Origin of the sequence: Brevibacillus borstelensis (assembly GCF_036700025.1) — a bacterium.
Lineage (GTDB): Bacteria > Bacillota > Bacilli > Brevibacillales > Brevibacillaceae > Brevibacillus > Brevibacillus borstelensis.
Genome location: NZ_CP144922.1, coordinates 5,518,473 through 5,538,095 on the forward strand (window position 1 = coordinate 5,518,473; position 19,623 = coordinate 5,538,095).

35 protein-coding genes are annotated in these 19,623 nt (G+C 50.2%); all 35 read right to left on the reverse strand.

What is annotated here, in order from left to right; all coding sequences use genetic code 11:
* Nucleotides 1-390: 390 nt before the first annotated feature.
* The 35 genes from rpsI to rplC all read right to left on the reverse strand — a co-directional run bounded on the left by rpsI (nt 391) and on the right by rplC (nt 19,545).
* A complete protein-coding gene (gene rpsI / locus V5G20_RS26545) occupies nt 391-783 on the reverse strand; it encodes a 30S ribosomal protein S9 (RefSeq protein WP_003391912.1) in 393 nt (130 codons plus the stop codon).
* Nucleotides 784-803: 20 nt separating this feature from the next.
* Entirely contained in the window at nt 804-1,241 is a 438-nt protein-coding gene (gene rplM / locus V5G20_RS26550; protein WP_003391915.1) for a 50S ribosomal protein L13, read from the reverse strand.
* Between the two features lie 270 nt (nt 1,242-1,511).
* Complete coding sequence (gene truA / locus V5G20_RS26555) at nt 1,512-2,252, reverse strand: tRNA pseudouridine(38-40) synthase TruA (RefSeq protein WP_031932700.1); 741 nt, start codon at nt 2,250-2,252, stop codon at nt 1,512-1,514.
* Nucleotides 2,249-3,046, reverse strand: coding sequence for an energy-coupling factor transporter transmembrane component T family protein (locus tag V5G20_RS26560; RefSeq protein ID WP_003391919.1), 798 nt, complete (start codon nt 3,044-3,046; stop codon nt 2,249-2,251). The genes truA and V5G20_RS26560 overlap by 4 nt, the downstream gene beginning before the upstream one ends.
* Nucleotides 3,047-3,049: 3 nt before the next feature.
* A complete protein-coding gene (locus tag V5G20_RS26565; protein WP_024984054.1) occupies nt 3,050-3,922 on the reverse strand; it encodes an energy-coupling factor transporter ATPase in 873 nt (290 codons plus the stop codon).
* Nucleotides 3,898-4,749 carry an energy-coupling factor transporter ATPase gene (locus tag V5G20_RS26570; protein ID WP_003391923.1) on the reverse strand — a complete coding sequence of 284 codons (852 nt, stop codon included), beginning with the start codon at nt 4,747-4,749 and terminating at the stop codon, nt 3,898-3,900. The genes V5G20_RS26565 and V5G20_RS26570 overlap by 25 nt, the downstream gene beginning before the upstream one ends.
* 161 nt (nt 4,750-4,910) lie before the next feature.
* A complete protein-coding gene (gene rplQ / locus V5G20_RS26575; protein ID WP_003391928.1) occupies nt 4,911-5,270 on the reverse strand; it encodes a 50S ribosomal protein L17 in 360 nt (119 codons plus the stop codon).
* 175 nt (nt 5,271-5,445) lie between these two features.
* The gene (locus V5G20_RS26580; protein ID WP_003391931.1) at nt 5,446-6,390 is read right to left on the reverse strand and encodes a DNA-directed RNA polymerase subunit alpha; all 945 of its coding nucleotides are present in this window, start codon (nt 6,388-6,390) and stop codon (nt 5,446-5,448) included.
* 155 nt (nt 6,391-6,545) lie between these two features.
* Nucleotides 6,546-6,947 carry a 30S ribosomal protein S11 gene (gene rpsK / locus V5G20_RS26585; protein ID WP_003391933.1) on the reverse strand — a complete coding sequence of 134 codons (402 nt, stop codon included), beginning with the start codon at nt 6,945-6,947 and terminating at the stop codon, nt 6,546-6,548.
* Nucleotides 6,948-6,963: 16 nt separating this feature from the next.
* Nucleotides 6,964-7,332, reverse strand: coding sequence for a 30S ribosomal protein S13 (rpsM, locus tag V5G20_RS26590; RefSeq protein ID WP_003391935.1), 369 nt, complete (start codon nt 7,330-7,332; stop codon nt 6,964-6,966).
* A 25-nt stretch (nt 7,333-7,357) separates the two neighbouring features.
* Nucleotides 7,358-7,471, reverse strand: a complete 114-nt coding sequence (gene rpmJ, locus V5G20_RS26595) for a 50S ribosomal protein L36 (protein WP_003333770.1) — start codon at nt 7,469-7,471, stop codon at nt 7,358-7,360.
* Between the two features lie 102 nt (nt 7,472-7,573).
* Nucleotides 7,574-7,792, reverse strand: a complete 219-nt coding sequence (gene infA / locus V5G20_RS26600; RefSeq protein ID WP_003333772.1) for a translation initiation factor IF-1 — start codon at nt 7,790-7,792, stop codon at nt 7,574-7,576.
* A 120-nt stretch (nt 7,793-7,912) separates the two neighbouring features.
* Nucleotides 7,913-8,659 (reverse strand): type I methionyl aminopeptidase, encoded by a 747-nt coding sequence (gene map, locus V5G20_RS26605; protein WP_003391937.1) that lies wholly within the window; start codon nt 8,657-8,659, stop codon nt 7,913-7,915.
* A 4-nt stretch (nt 8,660-8,663) separates the two neighbouring features.
* Entirely contained in the window at nt 8,664-9,308 is a 645-nt protein-coding gene (locus V5G20_RS26610; RefSeq protein WP_003391939.1) for an adenylate kinase, read from the reverse strand.
* Nucleotides 9,309-9,396: 88 nt separating this feature from the next.
* A complete protein-coding gene (secY, locus tag V5G20_RS26615; protein WP_003391941.1) occupies nt 9,397-10,692 on the reverse strand; it encodes a preprotein translocase subunit SecY in 1,296 nt (431 codons plus the stop codon).
* Complete coding sequence (gene rplO, locus V5G20_RS26620; RefSeq protein ID WP_003391943.1) at nt 10,692-11,132, reverse strand: 50S ribosomal protein L15; 441 nt, start codon at nt 11,130-11,132, stop codon at nt 10,692-10,694. The genes secY and rplO overlap by 1 nt, the downstream gene beginning before the upstream one ends.
* A 33-nt stretch (nt 11,133-11,165) precedes the next feature.
* Nucleotides 11,166-11,351 (reverse strand): 50S ribosomal protein L30, encoded by a 186-nt coding sequence (gene rpmD, locus V5G20_RS26625; protein WP_003391945.1) that lies wholly within the window; start codon nt 11,349-11,351, stop codon nt 11,166-11,168.
* Between the two features lie 16 nt (nt 11,352-11,367).
* The gene (gene rpsE / locus V5G20_RS26630) at nt 11,368-11,865 is read right to left on the reverse strand and encodes a 30S ribosomal protein S5 (RefSeq protein ID WP_003391947.1); all 498 of its coding nucleotides are present in this window, start codon (nt 11,863-11,865) and stop codon (nt 11,368-11,370) included.
* Between the two features lie 18 nt (nt 11,866-11,883).
* Nucleotides 11,884-12,246: a 50S ribosomal protein L18 gene (rplR, locus tag V5G20_RS26635; protein ID WP_003391949.1), complete on the reverse strand. Its 363-nt coding sequence runs from the start codon at nt 12,244-12,246 to the stop codon at nt 11,884-11,886.
* A 33-nt stretch (nt 12,247-12,279) separates the two neighbouring features.
* Entirely contained in the window at nt 12,280-12,816 is a 537-nt protein-coding gene (gene rplF, locus V5G20_RS26640) for a 50S ribosomal protein L6 (protein ID WP_003391950.1), read from the reverse strand.
* A 33-nt stretch (nt 12,817-12,849) separates the two neighbouring features.
* Nucleotides 12,850-13,248, reverse strand: coding sequence for a 30S ribosomal protein S8 (gene rpsH, locus V5G20_RS26645; RefSeq protein ID WP_003391953.1), 399 nt, complete (start codon nt 13,246-13,248; stop codon nt 12,850-12,852).
* A gap of 27 nt (nt 13,249-13,275) precedes the next feature.
* Nucleotides 13,276-13,461: a type Z 30S ribosomal protein S14 gene (locus tag V5G20_RS26650; protein ID WP_003391955.1), complete on the reverse strand. Its 186-nt coding sequence runs from the start codon at nt 13,459-13,461 to the stop codon at nt 13,276-13,278.
* Nucleotides 13,462-13,491: 30 nt separating this feature from the next.
* Complete coding sequence (gene rplE, locus V5G20_RS26655; RefSeq protein ID WP_003391957.1) at nt 13,492-14,034, reverse strand: 50S ribosomal protein L5; 543 nt, start codon at nt 14,032-14,034, stop codon at nt 13,492-13,494.
* Between the two features lie 26 nt (nt 14,035-14,060).
* Nucleotides 14,061-14,375 carry a 50S ribosomal protein L24 gene (gene rplX, locus V5G20_RS26660; RefSeq protein WP_003391959.1) on the reverse strand — a complete coding sequence of 105 codons (315 nt, stop codon included), beginning with the start codon at nt 14,373-14,375 and terminating at the stop codon, nt 14,061-14,063.
* Nucleotides 14,376-14,424: 49 nt separating this feature from the next.
* A complete protein-coding gene (rplN, locus tag V5G20_RS26665) occupies nt 14,425-14,793 on the reverse strand; it encodes a 50S ribosomal protein L14 (RefSeq protein WP_003391962.1) in 369 nt (122 codons plus the stop codon).
* Nucleotides 14,794-14,835: 42 nt separating this feature from the next.
* Nucleotides 14,836-15,102 carry a 30S ribosomal protein S17 gene (gene rpsQ / locus V5G20_RS26670; RefSeq protein ID WP_003391964.1) on the reverse strand — a complete coding sequence of 89 codons (267 nt, stop codon included), beginning with the start codon at nt 15,100-15,102 and terminating at the stop codon, nt 14,836-14,838.
* Nucleotides 15,103-15,123: 21 nt separating this feature from the next.
* Complete coding sequence (rpmC, locus tag V5G20_RS26675) at nt 15,124-15,321, reverse strand: 50S ribosomal protein L29 (RefSeq protein WP_003391966.1); 198 nt, start codon at nt 15,319-15,321, stop codon at nt 15,124-15,126.
* Nucleotides 15,311-15,745 (reverse strand): 50S ribosomal protein L16, encoded by a 435-nt coding sequence (gene rplP, locus V5G20_RS26680; RefSeq protein ID WP_003391969.1) that lies wholly within the window; start codon nt 15,743-15,745, stop codon nt 15,311-15,313. The genes rpmC and rplP overlap by 11 nt, the downstream gene beginning before the upstream one ends.
* A gap of 2 nt (nt 15,746-15,747) precedes the next feature.
* Nucleotides 15,748-16,410 (reverse strand): 30S ribosomal protein S3, encoded by a 663-nt coding sequence (gene rpsC, locus V5G20_RS26685; protein ID WP_003391972.1) that lies wholly within the window; start codon nt 16,408-16,410, stop codon nt 15,748-15,750.
* Between the two features lie 13 nt (nt 16,411-16,423).
* Nucleotides 16,424-16,756, reverse strand: coding sequence for a 50S ribosomal protein L22 (rplV, locus tag V5G20_RS26690; protein WP_003391974.1), 333 nt, complete (start codon nt 16,754-16,756; stop codon nt 16,424-16,426).
* Nucleotides 16,757-16,785: 29 nt separating this feature from the next.
* Nucleotides 16,786-17,067 (reverse strand): 30S ribosomal protein S19, encoded by a 282-nt coding sequence (gene rpsS / locus V5G20_RS26695; RefSeq protein WP_003391977.1) that lies wholly within the window; start codon nt 17,065-17,067, stop codon nt 16,786-16,788.
* A 49-nt stretch (nt 17,068-17,116) separates the two neighbouring features.
* On the reverse strand, nt 17,117-17,947 hold the full coding sequence (rplB, locus tag V5G20_RS26700; RefSeq protein ID WP_003391979.1) for a 50S ribosomal protein L2: 831 nt from the start codon (nt 17,945-17,947) through the stop codon (nt 17,117-17,119).
* Nucleotides 17,948-17,980: 33 nt separating this feature from the next.
* The gene (gene rplW, locus V5G20_RS26705) at nt 17,981-18,271 is read right to left on the reverse strand and encodes a 50S ribosomal protein L23 (RefSeq protein WP_003391980.1); all 291 of its coding nucleotides are present in this window, start codon (nt 18,269-18,271) and stop codon (nt 17,981-17,983) included.
* Nucleotides 18,271-18,894 carry a 50S ribosomal protein L4 gene (gene rplD / locus V5G20_RS26710; RefSeq protein WP_003391982.1) on the reverse strand — a complete coding sequence of 208 codons (624 nt, stop codon included), beginning with the start codon at nt 18,892-18,894 and terminating at the stop codon, nt 18,271-18,273. Before rplD ends, rplW begins: the two co-directional genes overlap by 1 nt.
* Nucleotides 18,895-18,915: 21 nt before the next feature.
* Nucleotides 18,916-19,545, reverse strand: a complete 630-nt coding sequence (gene rplC, locus V5G20_RS26715; protein WP_003391984.1) for a 50S ribosomal protein L3 — start codon at nt 19,543-19,545, stop codon at nt 18,916-18,918.
* Nucleotides 19,546-19,623 lie beyond the last annotated feature (78 nt).

The window sequence follows — 19,623 nt, forward strand, 5'->3', positions numbered from 1 at the left end:
AAGTAAACGATCTGTTGTTTACCCGCGAAGATGGATCTCCCCTGTGCCTTGCTTACCCAAACGATAAATTAAGTGAGATTTTCAAATCCCATGATCTACACCCTATCACTGCTCACGGTTTACGCCATATGCACGCTTCTCTCTTATTTGAAGCTGGCCAGAATCAAGAAGGTGCAGGAACGTTTAGGACACTCTGATATAAAGATGACGATGAACATTTACACCCATGTGACCAGAACAGTCAAAGAGGAAACCGCAACTCGATTTGAAAAATTCATAGAGAAATGACCACACAAATATGGTCAAAATATGATCACGATGTTCTGGAGAAAAAATTAAAGCCCCTGACCAATGAAGGCCAAGGGCAATAATCCTTGATATAGCAGGCTCTTAGCGCTTGGAGAATTGAGGAGCGCGACGAGCAGCTTTGAGACCGTATTTTTTACGCTCTTTCATACGAGGGTCGCGAGTCAGGAAGCCAGCGCGTTTCAGAGCGCCACGCAGTTCCGGATCTGCCTTCAGGAGAGCGCGGGATACGCCATGACGGATCGCACCAGCTTGACCAGTGGTACCGCCACCTTTTACGTTAACCAATACGTCGTAACGACCCAGTGTTTCAGTCAGTACGAGTGGTTGTTTTACGATCAGTTTCAGTGTTTCCAGACCAAAATAAGTGTCCATATCACGCTTGTTGATCACGATGCGACCTTCACCTGGAACCAGGCGAACGCGTGCGACGGAGTGCTTACGACGACCTGTGCCGTAGTATTGTACTTGTGCCACGTGTCTTTCCTCCCTTTACCTTAACCGCGGATTTGCCATACTTCTGGTTTTTGAGCTGCGTGTGGATGGTCAGTACCAGCGTACACTTTCAGCTTGGAGAACATTTGACGTCCCAGGCTGTTTTTAGGCAGCATGCCCTTAACAGCGATTTCAAACATGCGGGCTGGCTTGTTTTTCAACATTTCACCTGCAGAGGTTACTTTCAGACCACCCGGATAGAGGGAGTGGGAGTAGTATTTCTTGTCTTGCAGCTTGTTGCCGGAAAGCTTGACTTTGTCAGCGTTGATTACGATTACGAAATCACCAGCATCAACGTGCGGAGTGAATTCCGGTTTCAATTTGCCGCGCAGAATGGAAGCAACTTCGCTAGCCAGACGGCCAAGCGTTTGACCTTCTGCGTCAACGATGTACCATTTACGCTCGACTTCGAGCGGTTTCGCCATATATGTGGTACGCATGTTTGTCCCTCCTAAATATCTTACACATCCATTTACAATCATGGAAAATCAGTTTGGAAAAGCTGTCTTGTAACGGAGAGCAACTTCTCCAGGTGTTTCAAAAAAAAAACGAACTTGTTTTTCAATCCCGGGGCTAGAGTGGGGCTAGGCGGGTATGAAAATACCAAGGAATATCGTACTACATAGAAGTTCTTGAGTCAAGTGCCCTCATGCATGTTAAACATTGGCACGGCTGTTTTTTTGCGGGATCATCATCCGCAAAAAAGACCATTATTCCTCGTAGGAAACCTCCCACATGGTAAGACCCTTGGCCGGGGCTGTTTTCCCCGCAAGCTCGCGATTCCGCCCGAGCAAAATGGTCCGCAGCTCATCTGGATGGCGCTTTCCTTGGCCTACCTCTACCAAGGTTCCGACGATAATGCGCACCATGTTGTACAGAAAGCCGTTCCCCCTGCAAATCACCCAGATCACCTGTCCTTCAGACTCGACCCTCACATCGTACACCGTTCGCACCTTGTCTTCCACAACGGTCTTGGCTGAGCAGAAGGAAGTAAAGTCGTGCCTGCCGACAAGATGCCGGGCAGCCTGGCGCATCGCTTCCACATCCAGGGGAGAGCGGATATGATCGGCATAGCGGTGGCGAAATACATCCGGGACAGCACCGTTGTCGATGCAGTAACGGTACTCCTTGACCTTGACATCAAAGCGGGCATGGAACTCCGATGATACTTCTTCGACGGATCGTATCACTATGGAATCCGGAAGCTGATTGTTCAGAACAAACCGCCATTTGTCCAGCGGAATGCCGCTTTTTGTATCAAAGTGAAAAACTTGGCCGCGGGCATGGACGCCAGCATCTGTCCGGCCGGAACCGGAAATCTGGATCGTCTCCCCCGTAAGCCGGTGCAGGGCAGCCTCGATTTCCCCCTGGATCGTGACCTGATCCGGCTGTACCTGAAAGCCGCTGAAATCTGTACCGTCATAAGCGACCACACACTTTAACCGCCTCATGTACGCCACCATCCGATCACGAGCAGCAAGACGCATGCAGCGAGGGCGATCGAGCCGTCTCGCCAGCTCATCGTCAACGTCCGCAGTCTCGTTCGTCCAACACCGCCGCGATACCCCCGCGCCTCCATGGCCAAAGCCAGCTCCTCGGCACGCCTGAAAGCGCTGATAAACAAAGGAATCACGATCGGTATCAAATTTTGTGCACGCCGGATCAAATTGCCGCTGGTGAAATTTGCGCCGCGTGCTGTCTGCGCCTTGATGATCTTGTCCGTCTCTTCCATAAGCGTGGGAATAAACCTCAGTGCAATAGACATCATAAGTGCAATTTCGTGAACCGGCACGCCTATTCGTCCAAACGGGCCAAGCAAGCGCTCCAGCCCTTCCGTCAGATCGATCGGCGAGGTCGTCAGCGTCAACAACGAACTTACCAGCACCAACAGGCTGACCCGAAGCGAGATAAAGATCGCTTGGGTGACGCCCTTCTCCTCAATGGAAAACCAGCCCCACTGAAAGTAGACCTCTCCGCCTTTGGTAATCAACACGTGAAGAATGACGGTAAACAAGACCAGGATCCAAACAGGCCGCAAACTTTTCAAAATATAGGCAAGCGACAAGCGTGAGAGCATTACAGTCATGACCGTAAAGGCAATCAAGATCGCGTAGGTGATCACGTTGTTGGCCAGAAAGACCAGGATGGCAAACAGAATGATAAACAGCATCTTGCTCCGCGGATCAGCCCGATGGAGAAATGAGGTTCCCGGAACGTATTGCCCGATCGCAATATTTTGCAGCATCTGTCACCGCTCCCCTCGGTCCGAAATCCGTGCCAGCAGATGACTGATCAGTTCTTCTTCCCGGTAAACCGAAGATGGAAGGCGCTGTTCTTCCGGCAGCTTCCTGTTCAACTGTGAAATCAGGGAGACCGTTTCCGGCACATCCAAAGCGAGCTCGCGAAGAGTATCCGCCTGCGCAAATACCTCATCAGGCTTTCCCTCCAGCATTACCTTGCCTCCTGCCATGACGATCAGCCGATCGGCATAACGAGCGGCTTCCTCCATACTGTGCGTCACCAGCAAGGTCGTCAGCGACTGCTCGCGGTGAATGCGATAAATGGCCTCCAAAATCGCTTTTCTCCCCGCCGGGTCGAGTCCTGCTGTCGGCTCGTCCAATATCAACACTTTGGGCTGCATCGCCAGGACACCGGCTATAGCTACACGCCGCATTTGACCGCCGCTCAAGAGAAACGGGGAACGATCCTTCATCTCCTGGTAATCCAGTCCGACAATCTCCAAAGCTTCACGTACCCGCAGCTCTGCCATCTCTGGAGGCATGTCAAAGTTCAGCGGCCCGAAAGCCACGTCTTTGGCGACAGTCTCCTCAAACAACTGATGCTCGGGGTACTGAAAAACAAGTCCTATGTTGCGTCTGCTTTCGTGCGGCAGCTTTCGAGTCGGTGTCACCGTAACGTCGCCCAGCCTGATTGTTCCTTTCGTCGGCTGAAGCAAACCGTTGACATGCTGAATCAACGTGGATTTTCCCGAGCCAGTCTGTCCGATGATCCCCACAAAAGAGCCGGATGGAATGTTTATGGAAACATCCTGCAGCGCGAGGCGTTCAAATGGTGTGCCCACCCCGTACACATGACTTACCTCTTCAAAAGTAATTTGCATAAGTGCTCCACCAGCTCCTCTTGGTGCAGGATGAACGGCAGGGATACACCTTCCGCGGCCAATGCATGACGAACACGAACGGCAAACGGGACATCGAGCCCCAACGCCTGCAACCGGTCCGGATCAGCAAATACCTCGGCTGCAGTACCATCCCATTCCACCTGACCGGCCCGCATGACGATAACCCGATCGGAGAAGACTGCTTCCTCCGGAAAATGAGTGATGTTCACAACCGTTATTCCCTCTTCCCGATTGAGACGGCGGGCCAGATTCAACACCTCTCGTCTCCCCATTGGGTCAAGCATCGCTGTCGCTTCATCCAGAATAAGAACAGAGGGCCGCATCGCCATGATGCCGGCTATCGCGACACGCTGCTTTTGCCCCCCGGACAAGCGATGCGGCTGGTCATACAGATGCGCTTCCATGCCGACCGCTTGCAGCGACTCCCGAATGCGTGTACGCATCTCGGCAGGGTCTGTTCCCATGTTTTCCAAACCGAACGCCACATCGTCCTCAACCGTTGCTCCAACGATTTGGTTGTCCGGATTTTGAAAAACCATGCCGACATGCCGGCGAACCTCCCAAATCAGCTCGCCGTCACGCGTATCAATACCGGTAACGAGAACAGTTCCCTCTTTCGGCAGCAATAGTGCGTTCATCAGCTTGGCCAGCGTCGACTTCCCTGAACCGTTATGCCCGAGAACGGATACAAAGGCCCCTTTGTGAATATCAAGGTTGATGCGATTCAGCACCGTTTCTTTTTGGCCTCCTTCGCCTTCGTAGGCAAATGAGACTTCTTGCAATGCCAGTAGGCGTTCCTCCGTCATCAGGTGTCCACATCCTCCCAGCTAAAACAGGGGATTTACAAACAAATAAAGAAAAAGGGCACGAATCAGAGTCCAGTCCCAAGACCAGAGTCTGCCCCCACCCTTTTTCAGGTTGTCTAAAAAGATAGCCTTTTTACACAACCCGGATTTGATCAGATATATTACACCAATTCGATGTAAGCCATCGGAGCAGCATCCCCACGACGAGGACCTGTCTTCAGGACACGAGTGTATCCACCATTGCGCTCTTTGTAACGAGGAGCGATGTCATCAAACAGCTTTTGAACCGCATCGCGGCCTTCTTCTGTAGCTACTTCTTTACGAACGAAAGCAGCTACCTGACGGCGTGCATGCAGGTCACCGCGTTTTGCCAGCGTGATCATTTGATCAGCGATGGAACGCAGTTCTTTCGCTTTCATCTCAGTCGTCTCGATGCGCTCGTTGATGATCAGGTCAGTTACCAGATCACGGAACAGCGCTTTGCGAGCAGAGCTGCGACGACCCAATTTACGGTATGCCATGTTCTTACCTCCTTCTTACTCGCGAGCACTACGTCGATTTGCTGCTTAGGTCGAGCGAGATCTGCAGTGCCCTCGGGTGCTTCTTACTCGCGAGCACTACGTCGATTTGCTGCTTAGGTCGAGCGAGATCTGCAGTGCCCACTGGGTGCCTCTTGCCAGACATGCTGCAGGTGCCCTAGTCGTCGCTGCGAAGAGAGAGGCCGAGTTCTGCCAGCTTCTCTTGCACCTCTTCCAAGGATTTGCGACCGAGGTTGCGCACTTTCATCATGTCCTCTTCGGTCTTCTGCGTCAGCTCTTGCACGGTGTTGATACCGGCACGCTTCAAGCAGTTGTAGGAACGGACAGAGAGATCGAGCTCTTCGATTGTCATCTCGAGCACTTTCTCTTTCTTGTCCTCTTCCTTCTCTACCATGATCTCGGCATCCTTCGCCTCGTCAGTCAAGCCAACGAACAGGTTGAGGTGCTCGGTCATGATTTTTGCGCCTAGACTAACGGCTTCTTCCGGACTAATACTGCCGTTCGTCCACACTTCAAGAGTCAACTTGTCATAGTTGGTCATTTGACCAACGCGGGTATTCTCCACTTGATAGTTGACACGCTTGATGGGCGTATAGATCGAATCAATCGGAATCACGCCAATCGGCAGATCCTCCGACTTGTTTCCATCTGCTTGTACGTATCCACGTCCACGTCCAGCTGTCATACGAATGTGCAGACGACCGCCGTTTGCCAACGTTGCAATATGAAGATCAGGGTTCAAGATCTCCACATCACTGTCTGCGCGGATATCTCCCGCCTTGACTACGCCTTCGCCCTCAGCGTCAATCTCGATGACTTTTTCTTCATCGGAATGGATCTTAAGTGCCAGGCCTTTGATGTTGAGAATAATCTCTGTTACATCTTCCACGACGCCTTCAATCGTAGAGAACTCGTGAAGGACCCCGTCAATCTGAACGGTGCGTACCGCCGCGCCTGGCAAGGACGAGAGGAGAATCCGTCTCAATGAGTTGCCAAGAGTGGTGCCGTATCCGCGCTCAAGAGGTTCTACAACGAACTTCCCGTACGAGTTGTCGTCGCTTACTTCCACAACCTCGATTTTCGGTTTTTCTATTTCTATCATTAAACAAACCCTCCTTCAAAACGTCGAAATTCTTGGGTGGGCAAGCGTTCCGCCCACTCATGAATTTCCCCGGCGGTTTACCGTTTGCGTGCATGACAAGCTAAAATCAGAATTTACCATTCTAGTATGGACATGTTCTGAACGTTATAAACCCGTTACACGCGGCGACGTTTTGGTGGACGGCAACCGTTGTGCGGAATCGGCGTCACGTCTTTAATCATGTTAACTTCCAGACCTGCTGCTTGCAGGGAACGGATCGCTGCTTCACGACCTGCACCCGGACCTTTTACCAGCACTTCCAGAGAGCGCATGCCGTGTTCCATTGCTACGCGGGCAGCAGATTCTGCAGCCATTTGCGCAGCAAACGGTGTGCTCTTGCGGGAGCCTCTGAAGCCGAGGGCACCGGCACTGGACCAAGAGATCGCGTTGCCGTGCGGATCAGTGATAGTCACGATCGTGTTGTTAAACGTAGAACGGATATGTGCTACGCCGACTTCAACGTTTTTACGGTCACGACGACGGGTACGAGTAGCCGTCGCTTGTTTTCTTTTCGCCATGTCCCATTACCCTCCTTTACTTCTTCTTGTTTGCTACAGTACGGCGAGGACCTTTGCGCGTACGTGCATTTGTTTTCGAACGTTGGCCGCGAACAGGCAGGCCACGACGATGACGGATTCCGCGGAAGCAACCGATTTCCATCAGGCGCTTGATGTTCAGAGAGATCTCACGACGAAGATCGCCTTCCACCTTGATGTTCTTATCGATGAACTCACGCAGTTTTGCCACTTCTTCTTCTGTCAGATCACGAACGCGAGTATCCGCGTTAACACCGGTAGCGGACAGGATTTTTTGGGACGTGGGACGGCCGATACCGAAAATGTAGGTAAGAGCGATTTCCACGCGTTTTTCGCGAGGCAAGTCAACGCCTGCAATACGTGCCATGTGTCAAAAGCACCTCCTTGTTTACTTATCCTTGTTTTTGCTTATGCTTTGGGTTTTCACAAATAACCATTACGTTACCTTTGCGACGGATAACCTTGCATTTTTCGCAAATCGGTTTAACCGACGGTCTCACTTTCATGGTTCTTGCCTCCCTCTTTAGGGTAGTGAAAAACGTCGAGACGTTTTTCATAAAACTATAATCAGACCGCGCTGCGGTTACAAAACGCTGGGAAGCATTTTGTTATTTATAGCGGTACGTAATGCGTCCGCGAGTCAAATCGTAAGGCGACAGTTCAACGGTTACCTTGTCCCCTGGCAGAATGCGGATAAAATGCATGCGGATTTTTCCCGAAACGTGAGCGAGCACTTTGTGCCCATTCTCTAATTCTACCCGAAACATCGCGTTGGGCAAAGGTTCGATTACCGTACCCTCCACTTCAATTACATCGTCTTTCGCCATCGTACACTCTCCTTTCTTCTGCAGCTTCAGTCAGACCATGAGTTTTTGGTATATGAAATACGGAACGAACTTATCGTCGACACGTTGGACGACAATCCTGAAGCGACCGTTGTGCCTCAGCTACGCTCTTGTAAAAATCTCATAGCCATCTTCCGTAATCGCGATGGTGTGTTCAAAGTGAGCACATCTTTTTCGATCCACTGTTACAACCGTCCAATTGTCCTCCAAAGTGCGGACATAACGTTCGCCGGCATTGACCATTGGTTCGATTGCCAACACCATTCCCGGTTTCAACCGAGGACCTCGATCAGGCGGCCCGTAGTTGGGAACCTGAGGATCTTCGTGCAGGTTTTGCCCGATCCCATGCCCCACATACTCGCGAACGAGAGTGAAGCCAGCAGCTTCTGCGTGGATCTGAATCGCGTGGGAAATATCGGACAGCCGCGCACCAGGTAGTGCCTTTTCCAGGCCCTTGTACAACGACTCTTCCGTCACTCGCAGCAAACGTTGATCTTCTTCTGCAATATTGCCGACCGGGTACGTCCAAGCAGAGTCACCATGAAAGCCCTGATACTGAGCTCCAATATCGATGCTGATGATGTCCCCTTCTTGCAGCACCCGTTTTCCTGGGATCCCGTGTACGAGTTCTTCATTGACTGAAGCACAGATACTTCCTGGAAAGCCTCCGTAGCCTTTAAACGATGGAATCGCTCCCTTGCTGCGGATAAAGGTTTCGGCGAGTTCGTCCAGTTGCTTTGTCGTTACGCCAGGCTTGATCGCCTTAGCCAGTTCTTGATGGGTGAGTGCGACGATCCGACCAGCTTCGCGCATAACCTCAAGTTCTGCTTTCGACTTTAGGATGATCATTCACTTACCCTCGCAACAAAGACTTAATCTCCTCAAACACAACCTGGATATCCTGCTCGCCGTCAATGCTACGCAGAAGGCCTTGCTCCGTGTAGTAATCGATCAGCAGCTGTGTTTGGGCAATATTGACATCGAGGCGTTGAGAAACAACTTCCAGCTTGTCGTCATCGCGTTGATAGAGCTTGCCGCCATCCTTGTCGCAAATTCCTGCCTCTTTCGGAGGATTGAACATGGTGTGGTAGCTCGCCCCGCACACTGGACAAATCCAGCGGCCGGTCAGACGATCAATCAGAAGCTCACGGCGAACATTGATGTTGATGACGTGATCAATCTCACGTCCCAGCTCCTTCACTGTCGCCGTCAATGCCTCAGCCTGAGGAACAGTACGCGGGAATCCATCGAGGAGGAAACCCTTCTCGCAATCTTCCATTGCCAGGCGTTCCCGCACAATTCCGATGACGACCTCATCAGGAACAAGCTGCCCCTGGTCCATATAGGACTTGGCTTTCAGTCCGAGCGGCGTTTCGTTTTTGACCGCTGCCCGGAACATGTCACCGGTTGAAATATGCGGGATGTCAAACTCTTTTACGATTCGTTCTGCCTGTGTGCCTTTACCGGCACCAGGCAGTCCCATCAAGATTATATTCACGTTCATTCCTCCGTCCCATCCGAAAAGCTTCTCACGCACCCTGAATCGGAGCCGTATCCCCGACCAGAAAGCTTTTCAACTACCTCGGTTACTTAATGAACCCTTGGTAATGGCGCTTGATCATCTGGCTTTCGATCTGCTTCATCGTGTCGAGAGCGACACCGATCACGATCAGCAGAGAAGTTCCGCCGATGTAGATCTGTTGAGGCAGGTTGGCCAGCTTACTGAAGAAGAATGGCAATATGGAAATTGTCATCAGGAACAAGGCGCCAGCCAATGTAAGACGGTTCAACGTACGGGTAATGTACACCTCGGTGTTTTTACCGGGTCGGATACCAGGAATGTAACCGCCATTTTTCCTCATATTCTCCGCCAGTTGTACAGGGTTGATCTGTACAAAAGTGTAGAAATACGTGAAACCGATAATCAAGATTGCGTATAGCGTCATCCCAAGCGCTGCGCTAGGTTGGAAATGTGTGTAGATCCAGTTGGCGATACCCGTTCCGGAACCATCTACCCAGAACTGCGCGATTGTTGAAGGGAAGATTACGAGCGAGATTGCAAAGATAACGGGAATTACACCAGCAGAGTTGATTTTGAGCGGAATGTGGGTGGATTGACCACCGTACATTTTGCGACCAACTACACGCTTTGCATATTGCACCGGAATCTTGCGCACACCTTGCTGCATAAAGATGACCCCAACAATAATAGCGATGATCACCAAAAGGACAATCAGCAATTTTACGATTGAAAAGAACAGATTCTGAGAAGCGTCGCCAAATTGCGTCGTGTAAATTGTCGTAATCCCACTAGGAATATTGGCAACGATACCAGCAACGATGATAATCGAAATCCCGTTTCCGATACCCTTCTCTGTAATTTGTTCACCCATCCACATCAGAAACGAGGTTCCTGCTGTCAGAGTGAGTGCGATCAATGCGTAACTGCCAATCGACGTATCGTTAAGCAGTCCTGGAGCCATGTTGTTAAACCCGATCGTCATCCCCACAGATTGGATCAAAGCAAGCACAATGGTGAAGTAGCGCGTGACGGTCGCGATTTTGCGGCGTCCCACTTCTCCTTCACGAGCCCATTGCGTAAACTTAGGCACAACATCCATGGACAGAAGCTGCATGATAATCGATGCCGTAATGTACGGCATGATTCCCATTGCAAAAATCGAGTAGTTTTGCAGTGCGCCACCGGAGAAGGTATTCAACAATCCCAGCAAGTGGTTCGTATTCTGCTGAAACAACTCGACATTCACGTTAGGGGCAGGGACGAAACTCCCGATTCGGAAGACGACCAGCATCATCAGCGTAAAGAATATCTTACGACGCAGGTCGCCTATCTTAAAAATGTTAGTTAATGAGCCTAACATTAGATCACCTCGGTTGTTCCACCGACTTGAGCGATCTTCTCAGCAGCTGCATTGGAGAACTTGTGAGCTTTCACAGTCAGCTTCACAGTCAGTTCACCGTTTGCAAGAACTTTTACACCGTCGCGCATAGCGCTGATTACACCAGTTTCTTTCAACAGTTCAGGTGTAACCACAGTGCCTTCTTCAAAACGATTCAGCGCATCCAAGCTAACAACCGCGTATTCCTTACGGTTAATGTTAGTGAAACCGCGCTTAGGCAGTCGACGGAACAGTGGGTTTTGACCACCCTCGAATCCAGGACGAACACCGCCGCCGGAACGAGCGTTTTGACCTTTATGACCTTTACCAGCTGTTTTACCAGTACCGCTACCGATACCGCGACCAAGGCGCTTGCGAGTATGGCGGGACCCTTCTGCAGGTTTCAGTTCATGCAATTTCATTCCTTGCACCTCCTAACCGTGTAAAATCAACGTTTACGCTTCTACTTCTTTCACTTCTACCAGATGCTTCACTTTGAAGATCATGCCGCGGATTGCAGCGTTATCTTCTTTCACCACAGTGTGGTTGATTTTGCGAAGACCCAGAGCTTTTACTGTATCTTTTTGATCGACTGTGCGGCCGATCACGCTGCGCTTGAGGGTAATTTGCAATTTTGCCATGTCCATTCCCTCCTTATTAACCCAACAACTCGTCAACAGTCTTACCGCGCAGTTTCGCGACGTCTTCCGCTGTTTTCAGACGGCCGAGGCCTTCCAGCGTAGCGTTGACCATGTTGATGGGGTTGTTGGAACCGAGAGACTTGCTCAAAACGTCACCTACACCAGCAAGCTCCAGAACCGCGCGGACAGGTCCGCCAGCAATAACACCGGTACCTTCGGAAGCAGGTTTAATCAGCACTTTACCGGAACCGAAGTGGCACAGTACTTCGTGCGGAATGGTCGTTCCTTTCATCGGTACACGGATCAATTTTTTCTTTGCATCGTCAATCGCTTTACGAATCGCGTCCGGCACTTCTTGGGCTTTACCCATACCAGCGCCTACGTGACCGTTGCGGTCGCCGACTACCACAAGAGCGCTGAAGCTCATGCGACGTCCACCTTTAACCGTTTTCGCAACACGGTTAACGGCGACTACTTTTTCTTCCAGCTCCAATTTGCTAGAGTCGATACGCATTCCTTTCCCTCCTTGTTGTTAGAATTGCAGGCCAGCTTCACGAGCTGCTTCTGCGAGTGCTTTAATGCGTCCATGATAAATATATCCACCACGGTCGAAAATTACGTCATTCAGACCTTTTTCTTGTGCACGCTTAGCAATCAGTGTACCCACAGCAGTCGCTGCTTCTACATTCGCACCGTTTTTCAGGCCAAGCTCTTTATCCAGAGAGGATGCTTGTGCCAAAGTAGTGCCTGTAGCATCATCGATCAGTTGAGCATAGATGTGCTTGGAAGAACGGAATACGTTCAGACGCGGACGTACAGCAGAGCCGACCAGACGCTTGCGAATGCGCAGATGGCGTTTTTTCCGAGCTTTGTTTTTATCAGCTTTCGTAAACATTACGCGGCCTCCCTTCTCATAAAACTACGAAGCTTATTTACCTTTTTTACCCTCTTTGCGGCGAACAACTTCGTCGCTGTACTTAATCCCTTTGCCTTTGTATGGCTCAGGCTTACGGAGGGAGCGAATTTCAGACGCGATTTGGCCTACGCGCTCTTTGTCGATACCTTTAACCACCAGAGTGGTTTGGTTTGGTACATCGATTTCAATACCCTCTTCAGGAGTTACCTCAACTGGGTGAGAGAAACCGAGAGAAAGAGTTACGCCTTTTCCTGCTTTCGCAGCGCGGTAACCTACACCTACAAGCTCTAGTGTACGAGTAAAGCCTTCGGATACGCCTTTTACCATGTTGGCAACCAGCGCACGAGTCGTACCATGGAGAGAGCGGTGAAGCTTGTTATCGCTAGGACGCTCAACGACTACTTCGTTATCGTTGATATTGATTTTGATATCCGGATGGAAGTTACGAACGAGTTGACCCTTAGGGCCCTTTACCGTCAGCTCAGTACCGTTCAGAGTGAGGGTAACGCCTGCAGGGACCACGATCGGTTTTCTACCGACACGAGACATGTGGTGCACCTCCTGTGCTTTTCAAATCTGTGATTACCAAACGTAAGCGAGAACTTCTCCACCTACATGAGCTTGGCGAGCTTGCTTGTCGGTCATTACGCCAGCAGACGTAGAGATCAGGGCTACACCCAGACCGCCAAGAACTTTAGGGATCTCTGTGTTTTTCGCATATACGCGCAGACCTGGCTTGGAGATACGCTTCAGTCCGGTGATTACGCGCTCGTTGTTCGCACCGTATTTCAGGAAAACACGGATGATCCCTTGCTTGTTATCTTCAACGAACTCAGCATCGCGAATGAAACCTTCTTCCTTCAGGATGCGAGCAATTTCTTTCTTGATAGTGGACGCCGGGATCTCCACTTTCTCGTGGCGAACCATGTTGGCGTTACGAATGCGCGTAAGCATGTCAGCGATTGGATCAGTCATAACCATGAGAGAGAACCTCCTTCCCGTTTCAAATTACCAGCTTGCTTTTTTCACGCCAGGGATTTGGCCTTTATAAGCAAGTTCACGGAAGCAAATACGGCAGAGTTTAAATTTGCGCAAAACGGAATGAGGACGTCCGCAGCGCTCACAACGGGTGTAAGCACGAACCGCAAACTTCGGTTTCCGTTGTTGCTTGATAACCATCGATTTCTTTGCCACATTCTTCCCTCCTTACTTTGTTTGTGGGGTTTATTTACGGAATGGCATACCCATTTGAGTCAGCAATTCACGAGCTTCTTCGTCTGTTTTCGCGGAAGTGACGATTACGATGTCCATACCGCGAACTTTGTCGATTTTATCGTACTCGATCTCAGGGAAGATCAGCTGTTCCTTCAGACCGAGCGTGTAGTTGCCGCGACCATCGAAAGCTTTCGAAGATACACCACGGAAGTCACGTACACGTGGGAGAGATACGTTCATCAGTTTGTCGAGGAAGTGGTACATACGCTCACCGCGCAGTGTCACTTTCGCACCGATTGCCATACCTTCACGCAGTTTGAAACCAGCGATGGAGTTCTTTGCACGAGTTACAACCGGCTTTTGACCAGCGATAATTTGCAAATCTTCAACCGCGGAATCCAGAGCCTTGGCGTTGCCTACCGCTTCACCAACACCCATGTTGATCACGATTTTTTCTACTTTCGGAACCTGCATGATGGAAGAGTAACCAAACTTGCTCATCAGGCTAGGCACGATTTCGCTAGTATATTTTTCTTTCAATCTTGCTGCCATCTAGGACATCCTCCTTTCCGATCTGACTACTTGTCGAGAACTTCGCCAGATTTTTTCGCGTACCGAACTTTTTTACCGTTATCCAGTACCTTGTAACCGATACGTGTTGCTTTGCCGGACTTCGGATCGATCAAAGATACGTTGGATACATGAATCGGTGCTTCTTGAGTTACAATGCCGCCTTGCGGATTGGATTGGGACGGACGAGAGTGTTTTTTCACCAGGTTGATTCCTTCAACCAGGACGCGATCTTTCTTCGGGTAAGCAGCGAGAACGCGACCTTTTTTACCCTTGTCTTTACCCGTTATTACGATAACAGTGTCGCCTTTCTTAACGTGCATCGCTTGGTGCACCTCCTATCGAGCAAACTACCAGAGTATTTCCGTTCAATTAGATTACCTCAGGAGCCAGGGAGATGATCTTCATGAAGTCTTTTTCACGAAGTTCACGTGCTACCGGTCCAAAAATACGGGTACCACGAGGTGATTTATCCTCTTTAATGATTACTGCTGCGTTTTCATCAAAACGGATGTAAGAACCATCCTGACGGCGAACGCCGCGCACGCTGCGTACTACAACCGCTTTAACTACTTGACCTTTCTTGACAACGCCGCCGGGTGTAGCGGATTTAACGGAGCACACGATAACATCACCGATGTTCGCCGTTTTGCGACCGGAACCGCCCAGAACCTTGATGCACATGAGTTCTTTTGCACCGGAGTTGTCAGCAACAGCCAATCTCGTCTGAGTTTGGATCATTTACTGTTCCTCCTTTCGGATGTAATTACCCGAAAATCTGAGTTATACGATTACTGCCTCTTCGACGATACGAACCAAGCGGAAGCACTTGTCTTTAGACAGCGGGCGAGTTTCCATGATTTCCACGATATCGCCTGTTTTCGCAGAGTTGTTTTCGTCGTGAGCCTTGAACTTCTTGGAATACTTCACACGTTTACCGTACAGCGGATGCTTTTTGTAGGTCTCTACCAGAACAACGATGGTTTTATCCATTTTGTCGGATACAACGCGACCTACCATGGTTCTACGCATTTTGCGTTCTGCGGTCATGTTCGAACCTCCTTCCTGTAATTAGCCGATCCCTAATTCTCTTTGGCGCAGGACGGTTTTCGCACGAGCAATATCCTTACGCACTTGTTTAATGCGAGATGTGATTTCGAGCTGACCGGTAGCCAACTGGAAGCGAAGGTTGAACAGCTCTTCTTTCAAGGAGTTAACGTTTTGTTCGATCTCGGCAGTGGTCAAATTGCGAAAATCATTAGCCTTCATGTGCGTCACCACCCACTTCTTCCCGCTTCACGAACTTGCACTTAATAGGCAGTTTGTGCATTGCCAGGCGCATAGCCTCGCGAGCGACTTCTTCGGATACGCCAGCAAGTTCAAACATGATCTTGCCAGGTTTCACTACAGCTACCCAGTACTCAGGAGAACCTTTACCGGAACCCATCCGTACTTCAAGCGGCTTTTGTGTAATTGGTTTGTCAGGGAAAATCTTGATCCATACTTTACCGCCACGGCGGATGTAACGAGTCATCGCAATACGGGCAGCCTCGATTTGACGGTTGGTAATCCAAGCCGGTTCGAGAGCTTGCAGACCGAATTCACCGAAAGCAACAGTAGTACCGCCTTTTGCGTTACCAGCCATTTTTCCGCGGTGCTGTTTGCGGTGTTTCACGCGTTTTGGCGTCAACATGTTTATTTGCCTCCTTCCTCAGTCGCTACGTTCTTCTTCGTAGGAAGGACTTCTCCACGGTAGATCCACACTTTTACGCCGATGCGGCCATAAGTGGTGTGTGCTTCGGCTGTACCATAGTCGATGTCAGCACGGAGCGTATGAAGCGGAACAGTACCTTCGCTGTAACCTTCGGAACGTGCAATGTCAGCTCCGCCAAGACGACCGCTGACCAGAGTTTTGATTCCTTTTGCACCTGCGCGCAGCGAACGAGTAATCGATTGCTTTTGAGCACGGCGGAAAGAAATACGGTTTTCCAGTTGACGAGCGATATTTTCAGCTACCAAAGTAGCATCCAAATCAGGCTTCTTCACTTCGTTGATGTTGATGTGTACGCGCTTGCCAGTCAGTTCGGTCAAGGATTTGCGCAGAACTTCTACTTCCGAGCCACCTTTACCAATTACCATACCAGGCTTAGCGGTGTGAATCGTAACGTTTACGCGGTTCGCTGCACGTTCGATTTCAATGGTAGAAACAGCAGCATCTTTCAGACGCCCTTTTACAAATTTGCGGATTCTCAGGTCTTCGTGCAACAGAGCTGCGAAGTCCTTGTCAGCGTACCATTTGGACTCCCAGTCGCGGATAATGCCGATACGAAGACCAACCGGGCTTACCTTTTGACCCACACGTAATCCCTCCTTATTTCTCGTTTAGTACCACTGTGATGTGGCTGGTGCGCTTATGGATGCGGCTTGCGCGACCCATAGCACGCGGGCGGAAACGCTTCAGTGTTGGACCTTGGTCCACGAAGATTTTTCCAACAACGAGTCCGTTCGGATCCATTTCATAGTTGTGTTCAGCGTTAGCGATCGCCGATTTCAGAAGTTTCTCCACTACCGGAGAAGCCGCTTTCGGCGTGTGTTTCAGGATCGCCAGCGCCTCACCCACTTGCTTGCCTCGAATCAAGTCAACCACCAGGCGAACTTTGCGAGGGGCAATGCGAATATAGCGAGCAACTGCTTTAGCTTCCATCTTTGTACCTCCTCTCTGTCAAGAGAAAATTAGCGCTTCTTGGATTTCTTGTCGTTATCGACGTGACCCTTGAAGGTACGAGTTGGTGCAAATTCACCCAGTTTGTGACCTACCATATCTTCTGTAACGTATACCGGTACATGTTTGCGGCCGTCATATACAGCAAACGTGTGTCCTACGAAATCAGGGAAGATTGTGGAGCGACGAGACCAGGTTTTCACCACGCGTTTTTCGTTCTTTTCGTTCAGTTCAACTACTTTTTTCATCAGGTGATCATCTACGAAAGGACCCTTTTTCAAACTGCGACCCATGTGTGAACCTCCCTTCGCCAAAGGCGTTCGGTTATTGTCTCACCCTGCCTTACTTCTTGCGACGGCGGATGATATATTGATCGGATTTGTTTTTCTTCTTGCGGGTTTTGAGACCGAGAGTCGGTTTACCCCAAGGAGTAACTGGTGCTTTACGTCCGATCGGAGCGCGACCTTCACCACCACCGTGTGGGTGATCGTTCGGGTTCATTACGCTACCACGTACAGTTGGACGAATACCCAACCAACGGGAACGACCAGCTTTACCAATGTTCAACAGCTCGTGGTCGATGTTGCCTACTTGACCGATGGTAGCGCGGCAAACGTTATGGATGCGGCGAGTTTCACCGGAGGACAGGCGCACGATTACGAAATCGCCATCGCGACCGAGCAATTGAGCGGAAGTACCTGCTGCACGAACCAATTGTCCGCCTTTGCCAGGTTTCAGCTCGATGTTGTGAATGGTAGTACCAACTGGAATGTTAGCCAGTGGCAGTGCATTACCGGTTTTGATGTCAGCATCTGCGCCGGAAATGATTTCATCGCCAACTTTCAGGCCGTGTGGAGCGATAATGTAACGCTTTTCCCCGTCCATGTAGTTGATCAGAGCGATGTTTGCGGAACGGTTTGGATCGTACTCGATAGTAGCTACGCGACCTACGATGCCATCTTTGTTCCGTTTGAAGTCGATGATACGATATTTGCGTTTATGACCGCCACCTTGATGACGAACGGTGATTTTCCCGTGGTTGTTGCGTCCAGCTTTCTTGCTCAGAGGCGCCAACAGGGATTTTTCGGGAGTCGAAGTTGTGATCTCCTCGAAAGTAGAAACCGTCATTTGGCGACGACCAGGAGAAGTCGGTTTAAACTTTTTGATACCCATTTAAAATTCCCTCCTTTTCGGTAGTCGTCGGGGTTATACGCCTTCGTAGAAAGCCAGCTCTTTGCTGTCTTCTGTCAGCTTAACGATCGCTTTTTTCCACTCAGAGGTGTAACCGGAGTATTTGCCGTAGCGTTTTGGCTTCGCAGGAACACGGGAAGTGTTTACTGCTTCTACTTTTACGCCGAATACTTTTTCAACGGCTTGCTTGATCTCGGTTTTGTTGGCTTTGAGCGGCACTTCAAAAACGTACTTCTTCTCAGCCATCATGTCAGTGGTGCGCTCCGTAATGATAGGGCGCTTGATGATGTCGTGAAGGCTCTTCATTAGGCGAGCACCTCCTCTACTTTCGCAACCGCATCTTTCGTTACGATTACTTTATCGTGCGCAACCAGGTCCAGAACGTTAATGCCAGCTGCATCTACGAATTTAGCGCCTGGGATATTGCGGGAAGAGAGCGCTACGTTTTGATCGAACTCGGAGGTTACGATCAGCACTTTGCGATCTACTTTCAGGTTGTTCAGTACAACAGCCATTTCTTTGGTTTTTGGAGCAGAGAAGTTCAGTGCATCCAATACCAACAGTTCGTTGTTTTGTACTTTTGTCGACAGCGCGGATTTCAGCGCCAGACGACGAACTTTACGGTTCAGTTTGTATCCGTATTTGCGTGGAGTCGGACCGAATACTACGCCGCCACCCTTCCATTGCGGAGCGCGAATGGAACCTTGACGAGCACGACCGGTACCTTTTTGACGCCACGGCTTGCGGCCGCCGCCACGAACCTCAGAACGGTTCTTTACATCATGCGTGCCTTGGCGTTGGGACGCTTGCTGCATAACGATAGCATCGAAAAGAACAGCGTTGTTAGGCTCGATACCGAAAACACTGTCTGCCAGTTCGATTTCGCCTACTTGTGAACCAGCTTGATTGTAAAGAGCTACTTTTGGCATGTCAGTTCCTCCTTTCCTTAACTAGTTCTTCTTGACTGCCGTAGATACTAGAACGTAGCTGTTTTTCGGGCCAGGCACGGAGCCTTTCACCAAAATCAGATTGCGATCAGCATCAACTTTGATTACTTCCAGGTTTTGAATGGTTACGTTGTCGCCACCCATTTGACCTGGCAGGGTTTGGCCTTTGAATACACGGCCTGGATCGATAGCCCCGAGAGAACCAGGACCACGATGGTAACGGGAACCGTGAGCCATCGGACCGCGGCTTTGGTTGTGACGTTTAATCGCACCTTGGAAACCTTTACCCTTGGTTACGCCGGCAACGTCTACAAACTCTCCTGCGGCAAAAATATCAGCTTTCAATTCTTGACCTACCTCGTAATCTGCGAGGTTTACTCCGCGAATTTCGCGAATGAAGCGCTTAGGTGCAGTGTTAGCTTTCGCTGCGTGTCCTTTTTCCGGCTTGTTAGCTCGATGTTCCTTTTTGTCTTCGAAACCGATCTGGATAGCTTCGTATCCATCGTTCTCTTGATCCTTCTTTTGCAGTACTACGTTAGGACCTGCTTCGATGACGGTAACAGCGATTGCCGATCCGTTCGGACCAAAAACTTGGGTCATGCCAAGCTTTCTGCCTAAGATTCCTTTGGTCATTTGTGCCACCTCCTGTGCTTATATCCACTTACCATACTGTTGTATCAAGGTCCCTGCCGATGCGCAGGGGCGCCGTTT